We start from the raw sequence: 8,700 nt of genomic DNA on the forward strand, positions 1-8,700 counted from the left end.
GATCGAATAATGAAATAAAAATAAGATGGCACAATATACAAGAATTGAAGTAGCAACACTTATGAAAGAACAAGGCATGGTTCCTTTGTTCTATCATCCGGATATCGAATTAGGTAAAAAAATATTAAAAGCCTGTTATGATGGTGGAGCTAGACTTTTAGAATTTACTGCTAGAGGTGATTTTGCTTACGAAGTATTTTTAGAACTTAATAAATATGCTATCAAAGAACTTCCCGGGATGGTGATGGGAGTAGGCTCTATAACAGATGCCGCTGCCGCTTCTTTGTTTATGCAAATGGGAGCAAATTTTATCGTTACTCCTTCGCTTAGAGAAGATATAGCTCAGGTTTGTAATCGCAGAAAAGTATTGTGGTCACCAGGCTGTGGTTCTCTTACAGAAATTAATAATGCAGAGGAATTAGGTTGTGAGATCGTAAAGTTATTTCCAGGATCTACATATGGACCTGGGTTTGTAAAAGCAATTAAAGGACCACAACCGTGGACTAGTATTATGCCTACTGGTGGTGTAAGTACAGACGAATCAAATCTCAAAGGATGGTTTGATGCCGGTGTTACCTGCGTAGGAATGGGATCTAAATTGATAAGCAAAGAGATTCTAGAACAAAAAGATTATGATGGACTAACAACAAAAGTTCAAAATGCGTTAGAATTAATCCAAAAGTTGAGAAAATAATTTACTCAGAAATGGTATTATATCCACAGAGCATACATTTTCTAATGGTAACAAAAGAAATGTATACTTTGTGGTTTTTTTGTTACTTATTATTCGTATTATACGATTTGTGATTAAAAAATTCGTATAAATTCATTGAATTACTTTTTCTTTATGCAAGGCAAAAAAATCAAGCATAGCCATAGCTACGGTTTATTTTTTAAACGAAGTAGAAAGGAAAAAGAAACGATGAATATGCGAAATTTTTAGTTATAAATCGTATTAGCAACTAATGAAAAGAGATTATTAAATTAAGAGCACAATTGAACATCTTTTTTTGGTTAGTGCAGTGGGAAAGACCAAATATCTCAGCACATTATTTTTGAGCCTTTTTTTGAGCTTACTAATAATCTCCTACTCGAAAACGGATTAATTTCTGGATTTCTTGACGGTGCCTTTTTTAGTTTTTCTTTTTATCCCTCAACTGATAAGGTTTTTTACATTGTAATACAAACTAATTAATTAATTAATACTCTTGTTAATATGCTGATCTATTTTTTTAGGGTTGACTTGAGAGTGAATTGTTTTTGTAATAAAGAAACCATGAATTTAAATATAACGGATAAACATGTTGGACTTGCAACAGAAATTCGGACAATTTTTCTAAGACCTATGCCGCATTTTGGCATAAATTTTTAATTCTATGTTCTTTTCCACTTTTATAAACTACCCTAAGTTGTCCAACATACATTATCTGTTTGAAATAAGAGAAATGTGTGTTTTGTGGATTTTTTTTGATAATAGTCAAATAGTAATGCCAGTTTTGTTTTGAATTTATAGTAAAAAAAATCAGCTGTTTCTAAGAGGAGTCGGTAAAAAGAAAAAAGCTGTAACAGGCGGTTTTAAAGGCCAAAAAACGATACTTTTCTATTCATCTATACAAAACGACCATTCATCTACACTAATCTTTGCTTCTATCGAAGTTAGACCTGATTATCCCTTGTTTATCACGTAATTTGAATATCAGAAAACCGAAACCTAATTAAATAAGAACATCCTATGAAAACTTTATCTGTTTTATTAATTGAAGATGATATGATCGAAACTATGAAGTTTAATCGGGTGTTAAACTCATTAGAGTTAAAACATAAAGTGACCGAAGCTACTAATGGCGAAGAAGCATTAAAAATCCTAAAAGACAAAAATAGAATCCCGGATCTCATCCTTTTAGACCTTAATATGCCTAAAATGAATGGCAAAGAACTTCTTAAAATTCTAAAAGACGATCCTGTTTTGAGATATATTCCTGCTATTATATTGAGCACTTCTAATAATCATCAGGATATTAAAGAATGTTATGAGATTGGTGTTGCCGGATATATTATGAAGCCTCTTAAGTATGAGGAATACACACAAAAAATTAAGAATCTTCTCTCTTATTGGAGTGTTAGCGAGCTTATAAAAGGATAGTATGAAAGAGAGAATAATAAATTAAGTTTATTTTTTCCCTAAAATTTTAGGGAAAAAATAATTATTTATGTACATTATCCTTTCAATTACCCCAAGCTGTTTTAAAAAGACCTAAACAAAAACCAACAATTTTTTGTTTATACAAAAAGAAAACTAAAGAATAGTCTAAGCCTACAGTTTCTTTTTATTCTGAAGAATATAGGTAAAAGATTCAGTTGTACTAAGTAAATCCAAGTTAGAAATTGATATTACACCGTTTATTGTTTGAATGTACTGTAAAATAAAACCCTGTTTTTTAGTATGAAACTAAGGTAAAAAAAAGGACATCTTATTCGAGTATACTCAAAAGATAAACAGTTTTACATAAAAAAATAGTAATAACTAATTTAATCCTCCATTCGTGAAAGGTATCATATTTACAGAATTTTTAGAACTGGTAGAAAACAAATTTGGGTTAGAAGTTGTAGATCAAATTATTCAAGAATCCAACTTACCTTCTGGAGGAATATATACTACGGTAGGAACCTATGATTTTGCAGAAATGCTGAGTTTATTAAAAAAACTAAGCGCGCATACCACTATTAGCATTGATGATTTACTATTGACATATTCAGAACATTTTTTTGGTGTTTTGGTAGAAAGTTATCCAGGTTTAATTAGTAAATACAAAGACCCAATCGAACTCCTATCTTCTATTGAAGATCATATACACGTAGAAGTTCAAAAAATATATCCGGATGCAGAATTACCAACTTTCGAAATTCTGGAAAAAACCAGTTCATCATTGGTGTTAGTTTATAAATCGAGTAGAGCAATGTATAATTTTGGCTTAGGTTTAATGAATAAAACTTTTGATCATTATAATGCAACAGCGACTATTCTTTTAGAAAAAATAAAAGAAGATGGAACAGAAGTAAAGTTTAGTATTACCAAAAATTAATGAATAAAACTAAAAGTCCCGAAATACTTACAAGAGCTCTTTTTAGAGAACGAGAAGCCAGAAAACAGGCTGAAAAAATTCTTGAAGATAAATCTATGGAATTATATAGACTTACTCAGGAACTCAAAAAAGCGAATGCCAAATTAAAAAAACAGGTTGATCAAAAGAACTCAGAATTAAAAGGAGTGTTTCAAAATCTAGTAGACGCCTATGTACTTATGGATGTCTTTGGCAATGTTATAGAAATGAACAGTGCTGCTGTTGAGTTATTCGGATATGATATAAGTATTGAAAGTCTTAATGTCATGAATCTGATCTATAAAGAAGATTATGAATATGCTATTACATCTTTTCGAAAACTTATTACGGATGGGATATTTTCTGACTATCAGGCTAGAGTATATACAAAGAAAAAAGGTGTTAGAACCGTGCATATAAATGCAAGTATTATTTTTGATCAAAAAAACAAACCTATTGCAGCACAAGGGATTGTGAGAGATATCACTGAGGAGTTAAGAGGAAAAGAGGTTTTTGAAGAACAAAAAAAACAATTATCAGTTATTGTAGAAAATTCATCATTAGGGATTGTTCTTTCGCAATACAAAAAAATTATCCAAACCAATAAAGCATTTCAAAACTTAATAGGGTATAGTAAGGAAGAATTAGAACAAAAAGAAGTGATTGATATTTCTGTGAGGGATGAATATGAATCGTCTAGTGCATTTTTCGAAAAACTGCATAGAGGAATTATTGATGACTTTAGTATTAATAGGAGATTTGTTAAAAAAGATGGAAGCAAGTTTTGGGCAAAAACCAGCATTGCAGCAGTAAGAACTGCAGATGGAGTTCTAAGATATCAAGTTGCTCTGGTAGAAGATATCACTGAACAATTAGAGGCAGAAAAGCAAAATAAAGAATTGCTGTTGAGTTTAGAAAAAAGTAACCAGGAGCTCAAAGATTATGCTCATATCGTATCCCATGATCTCAAATCCCCATTGAGAAGCATTAATGCATTGGTAAATTGGATAAAAGAAGACTATAATAAAGAGTTGGAAGGTACGGGGCTGGATAATATAGCGCTTATAGAAAATACACTGGAAAAGATGGAAAACCTGATTAGTGGGATTCTTAACTATTCTAGTGCAGGGAATAAAAATAATCTGGATACACAAAAATTAAACCTTAATGAGATAATTACCGATATAACAGATACCATATTTATTCCGAAGCATGTAACGGTTTCTATAAAAAATAAATTACCCTATATTTATGGAGATAGAACCAGAATACAGCAATTATTTCAGAATATAATAAGTAATGCAGTAAACTATATTGATAAGGAGGAAGGCAAAGTAGACATCGACTATCAGGATAAAGATTCGTATTATGTTTTTAGTATAAAAGATAATGGAGTAGGGATTAAAAAGGAGTACCACGAAAAAATATTTAAAATATTTCAATCTCTAAGCGATAACAAAAACTCTACAGGTATAGGATTATCTATTGTTAAGAAAATATTAGATTTATATGAAGGAGATATTTGGTTAGAGAGCAAATCGGGAGTAGGTACTACATTTTATATAAGTTTAAAGAAATAATATCTGCTAATAGATATCTAATAATCTATAGAACTTCTTAAGAAATAGATATTTCTAAAGGAATGTAAGATCAATAACGTATAAGTATAGAGGGAACTATATATTTATATTCTTATTAAATAAGTGCATATGAAGATTCAGCAATTAGAAAAACAAAAAAATCAAGACTGGAAAGCTTTACATGATGCTTCCCAAACATTAGTAAAACCCTTGGTATTAGTTTTTGGAAATCGTTATCAGTTGGAGAACTCTGATATTTATGAAGAAGTAAGAAATATGTTTTCTGACGGGCATATAGTATTTGGTACTACAGCAGGAGAAATAATTGGAGAGCATGTGTATGAAGAATCAATCACGCTAACAGCCATAGAATTTGAAAAAAGTACATTTGAGGTTAGAAGAGAAAATATTCTGGACCATCATAAAGATGCTTTAATGGCAGGGAAATCATTAATAGAAAAAATGCCTAAAGATGGGCTTAAGCATGTTTTTGTTATTTCTGAAGGAAGTTTTGTTAATGGGTCGGCATTGATAGAAGGATTAGAATTAGCGTACAAAGAGATTACTTTTACTGGTGGATTGTGCGGTGATGATACCCGTTTTGAAAAAACATTGGTAGGATATAATGCCCCTCCAAAAGAAGGAGAAATTGTAATTATTGGTTTCTATGGAGAATCATTAGAAATTACATATGCCCAATATGGAGGGTGGACACCTTTTGGTCCGGAACGTATTATTACGAAGTCAGACCATAATATTCTTTATGAACTGGACGGTCAGCCGGCACTTGATTTATATAAAAAATACCTAGGTGAGAAAGCTTCAGAATTGCCGCAATCGGCATTGCTATATCCATTAAGTGTAAAATCTGAAAATAGAACAGAACCGATTGTAAGAACAGTATTATCCATTGATGAAAAAGCCAATACGATGATTTTGGCAGGAGATGTGCCAGAAGACTCAATAGTGCAATTGATGATGGCAAATATTGATAGTATCGCAGATGGAGCTTCTAAAGCAGCGGATATAGGTATGGAAAATCGCTCAACAGATCCAGAGCTTGCCCTTTTAATAAGTTGTATTGGCAGAAAATTAGTAATGGATCAACGAGTAGAAGAAGAAGTGGAAGAAGTAATAGAATCTATAGGATCAAAAACCGTAGTGAGTGGGTTTTACTCTTATGGGGAATTAGCGCCTTTTAGATTTGGTAATACTTGTGAACTCCATAATCAAACTATGACACTCACACTTTTTAGCGAATAATAATGAACTCTCTACTCTTAAGGCAAATAAGAAAACATTTAAGCGAAGACAAAAAAAATGATGCAGAGATAAAAATATTTCTGGAAGCTATAAATAAATCATATTTTAATTATGAAGAACAACAAAGTATGTTGCAAAGAGCAATGTCTATTAGTTCTAAAGAATTATATGATGCTAATCAGAAATTAAGAGAAGAAGCCGTGCAACAACGTAAAGTTATTGAAAGTCTTACGGATTCAACCAGAATATTAGAAAGTATAACCTATAAGAAAGAAGCTGATGGAGATGGGAAATCACAAGAACTTAATGGTATAGAGTTAGCCAATTTGATAGAAAAACAAGCATTGCAAATTTCTAAAATAGAACAGCAAAGAGAACGTATTCTGAGTGATCTGGAAAAAAGTAATAAAGAATTAAGAGAGTATGCTCAGGTAGTATCACATGATCTCAAATCTCCATTAAGGAATGTAAATACACTTATTAATTGGATAAAAGAAGATAATACTAACTTGGATAAAATGACCAGTAGTAATCTTGATTTGATTAATAAGAATATCGAGAAAATGGATAATTTGATTAGTGGAATTCTGGAATATTCTATTATCGATAAAAAAGAAGGAGTTACCATTTCTATGGACGTACATGAGATCATAGAGGATACTATAGATTTAGTACACGCACCAGAAAATATAACGTTTGTCATAAAAGATAAGCTTCCTGTTCTTAAGGCAGATGAATTGCGCATCAGACAGCTGTTTCAGAATCTAATCAGTAATGCAATTGGGAGTATAGATAAAGAGCAAGGAATTATTAATATTGGAGCAACAGAACAGAAAAAATACTGGAAGTTCTATATTCAGGACAATGGGAAAGGAATTCCTGAGAAATATCATCAAAAAATATTTCAAATATTCCAAAGTGTAGATGATACCAAAGAATCTACAGGGATAGGGTTGTCTATCGTACAGAAAATAGTAGATTTTTATGGAGGTAAAATATGGCTAACCTCAAAACCTGGTGTGGGAACTACTTTTTATTTTACTTTAAAAAAATGATAAAGATGGATGAGAAACCAAACCTTATATATATAAAAGAATTAGCTGCAGGTTCTCAAGATTTTGAACAAAAGCTTATTGCTATTATCAAAAAAGAATTTCCCGAAGAGAAAAAAGAGTTTCTTGACAACTATAATACAGGCCAGTACAAAAAAGCAGCAGAAAATGTACATAAGCTAAAACATAAAATAGGAATGCTTGGTTTTGAAAAAGAATATCAGACTACCATAGACTTTGAGGAAGAATTAAAGGAGAATAATCCCTTATTGTTTTCAAAATTTATGCTAATTTTAGAAGCTATAGAACATTTTCTTACAACACTATAAACCTTAAAAACTATGAATTGCATCATTATAGACGATGAAGAAACTGCGAGAGTAATTATCAAACAACTTTGTTCGCAGGTTGATGAATTAAATACAATAGAAGAGTTTCCTAATGCAATTCACGCCATAAAGTTTTTAAATCAGCAAGAAGTAGACCTTATTTTTTTAGATATTCATATGCCGGATTTTACGGGTTTTGATTTTATCCAGACGTTAAAAAATCCACCAAAAATTATTGTAACGACTTCTGATAAGAATTTTGCGCTTGAAGCCTTTGAATATGACTGTATTGTAGATTATATGGTAAAACCAATTACACTTCCCCGTTTCCTAAAGGCAATTCAAAAAGCAGAAAGCGCCACAGTGGTCACTTCTGTCACAATCCCAACATCTTCAGAATCAGAAAGTATTGCGTCCTCTGCATCTTCTGGAGAAAATGATCTATATGTGAATATTGATCGTAGATTGATTAAAATTGATATTCCAACAATTAATGTGGTAGAAGCCAAAGGAGATTATATTTTAATTAAAACCGAAAAAAAGAATTATACCGTACACTCTACTCTAAAAAAAATTGAAGAAAAACTTCCAGAAGACCTTTTCTTAAAAGTACATCGTTCTTATGTCATCAATATAAAACGTATTATAGATATTGAGGATAATAGTGTATTGATAGAAAAAGATGTTATCCCTGTAAGTCGTTCTAATCGTCCTGAATTGATGAAACGCTTAAACCTTCTTTAAACCATTCATAGTGGTCATTTATCTTTAGTATATGTCTTCTGATCGAATCGTAATGATATACAGAGTAATTATTGATTAATTTTAACTATCTGAAAAAGTTACAATTATGAAAAAATAATGATTCTTATCTTCCTCCTTTATTTCGTTACTCATATTCAAGGATCATTTGATTATGATTTAAACCAAAAAGTTTGGGTTTTATAGCATACCGAAAAAATAGTCAAGATTAAGAGTACAACATATAAATTTTGCAAACAAAACATTATACAATTCTCAGATGATAGTACTGTCAACTGAATCAAAAAGAAATAGTTTTAGTAGGTAATATTATCTGAGAATTGAAATTATACGATTTGTGATTAAAAAATTCGTATAAATTCATTGAATTATTTTTTCTTTATGCAAGGCAAAAAAATCAAGCATAGCTATAGCTACGGTTTATTTTTTAAACGAAGTAGAAAGGAAAAAGAAACGATGAATATGCGAAATTTTTAGTTATAAATCGTATTACTCCAGATGCATGCTTTAGAGTATGTTTAAAAAGAATACAAATTGAAAATCAATAGTTTGAGGTTCTGAGGACACTTCAAATGATGAGAATATCGAGATATTTTAATTATTTGAAGTAAGC

8 protein-coding genes are annotated in these 8,700 nt (G+C 30.9%); all 8 read left to right on the forward strand.

What is annotated here, in order from left to right:
- The first annotated feature begins 25 nt into the window (after nucleotides 1-25).
- On the forward strand, nucleotides 26-694 hold the full coding sequence (locus F0000_RS21635) for a bifunctional 4-hydroxy-2-oxoglutarate aldolase/2-dehydro-3-deoxy-phosphogluconate aldolase (RefSeq protein WP_149626813.1): 669 nt from the start codon (nucleotides 26-28) through the stop codon (nucleotides 692-694).
- 1,038 nt (nucleotides 695-1,732) lie between these two features.
- Nucleotides 1,733-2,143: a response regulator gene (locus F0000_RS21640; RefSeq protein WP_149626814.1), complete on the forward strand. Its 411-nt coding sequence runs from the start codon at nucleotides 1,733-1,735 to the stop codon at nucleotides 2,141-2,143.
- Between the two features lie 400 nt (nucleotides 2,144-2,543).
- On the forward strand, nucleotides 2,544-3,083 hold the full coding sequence (locus F0000_RS21645; RefSeq protein ID WP_149626815.1) for a heme NO-binding domain-containing protein: 540 nt from the start codon (nucleotides 2,544-2,546) through the stop codon (nucleotides 3,081-3,083).
- Nucleotides 3,083-4,681: a PAS domain S-box protein gene (locus tag F0000_RS21650; protein WP_149626816.1), complete on the forward strand. Its 1,599-nt coding sequence runs from the start codon at nucleotides 3,083-3,085 to the stop codon at nucleotides 4,679-4,681. Before F0000_RS21645 ends, F0000_RS21650 begins: the two co-directional genes overlap by 1 nt.
- Before the next feature lie 129 nt (nucleotides 4,682-4,810).
- Complete coding sequence (locus tag F0000_RS21655) at nucleotides 4,811-5,944, forward strand: FIST signal transduction protein (RefSeq protein WP_149626817.1); 1,134 nt, start codon at nucleotides 4,811-4,813, stop codon at nucleotides 5,942-5,944.
- 2 nt (nucleotides 5,945-5,946) lie between these two features.
- Nucleotides 5,947-6,999: an ATP-binding protein gene (locus F0000_RS21660; RefSeq protein WP_149626818.1), complete on the forward strand. Its 1,053-nt coding sequence runs from the start codon at nucleotides 5,947-5,949 to the stop codon at nucleotides 6,997-6,999.
- Nucleotides 7,000-7,004: 5 nt separating this feature from the next.
- Nucleotides 7,005-7,325 carry an Hpt domain-containing protein gene (locus F0000_RS21665; RefSeq protein ID WP_149626819.1) on the forward strand — a complete coding sequence of 107 codons (321 nt, stop codon included), beginning with the start codon at nucleotides 7,005-7,007 and terminating at the stop codon, nucleotides 7,323-7,325.
- Nucleotides 7,326-7,337: 12 nt separating this feature from the next.
- Nucleotides 7,338-8,069 (forward strand): LytTR family DNA-binding domain-containing protein, encoded by a 732-nt coding sequence (locus F0000_RS21670; RefSeq protein WP_149626820.1) that lies wholly within the window; start codon nucleotides 7,338-7,340, stop codon nucleotides 8,067-8,069.
- Nucleotides 8,070-8,700 lie beyond the last annotated feature (631 nt).

It is taken from the genome of Aquimarina sp. RZ0 (genome assembly GCF_008370685.1).
Classification (GTDB): domain Bacteria; phylum Bacteroidota; class Bacteroidia; order Flavobacteriales; family Flavobacteriaceae; genus Aquimarina.

Coding starts and splice junctions, on each gene's coding strand:
- F0000_RS21635 (WP_149626813.1), top strand. CDS start 26: ATGGCACAATATACAAGAATTGAAGTAGCAACACTTATGAAAGAACAA.
- F0000_RS21640 (WP_149626814.1), top strand. CDS start 1,733: ATGAAAACTTTATCTGTTTTATTAATTGAAGATGATATGATCGAAACT.
- F0000_RS21650 (WP_149626816.1), top strand. CDS start 3,083: ATGAATAAAACTAAAAGTCCCGAAATACTTACAAGAGCTCTTTTTAGA.
- F0000_RS21655 (WP_149626817.1), top strand. CDS start 4,811: ATGAAGATTCAGCAATTAGAAAAACAAAAAAATCAAGACTGGAAAGCT.
- F0000_RS21660 (WP_149626818.1), top strand. CDS start 5,947: ATGAACTCTCTACTCTTAAGGCAAATAAGAAAACATTTAAGCGAAGAC.
- F0000_RS21665 (WP_149626819.1), top strand. CDS start 7,005: ATGGATGAGAAACCAAACCTTATATATATAAAAGAATTAGCTGCAGGT.
- F0000_RS21670 (WP_149626820.1), top strand. CDS start 7,338: ATGAATTGCATCATTATAGACGATGAAGAAACTGCGAGAGTAATTATC.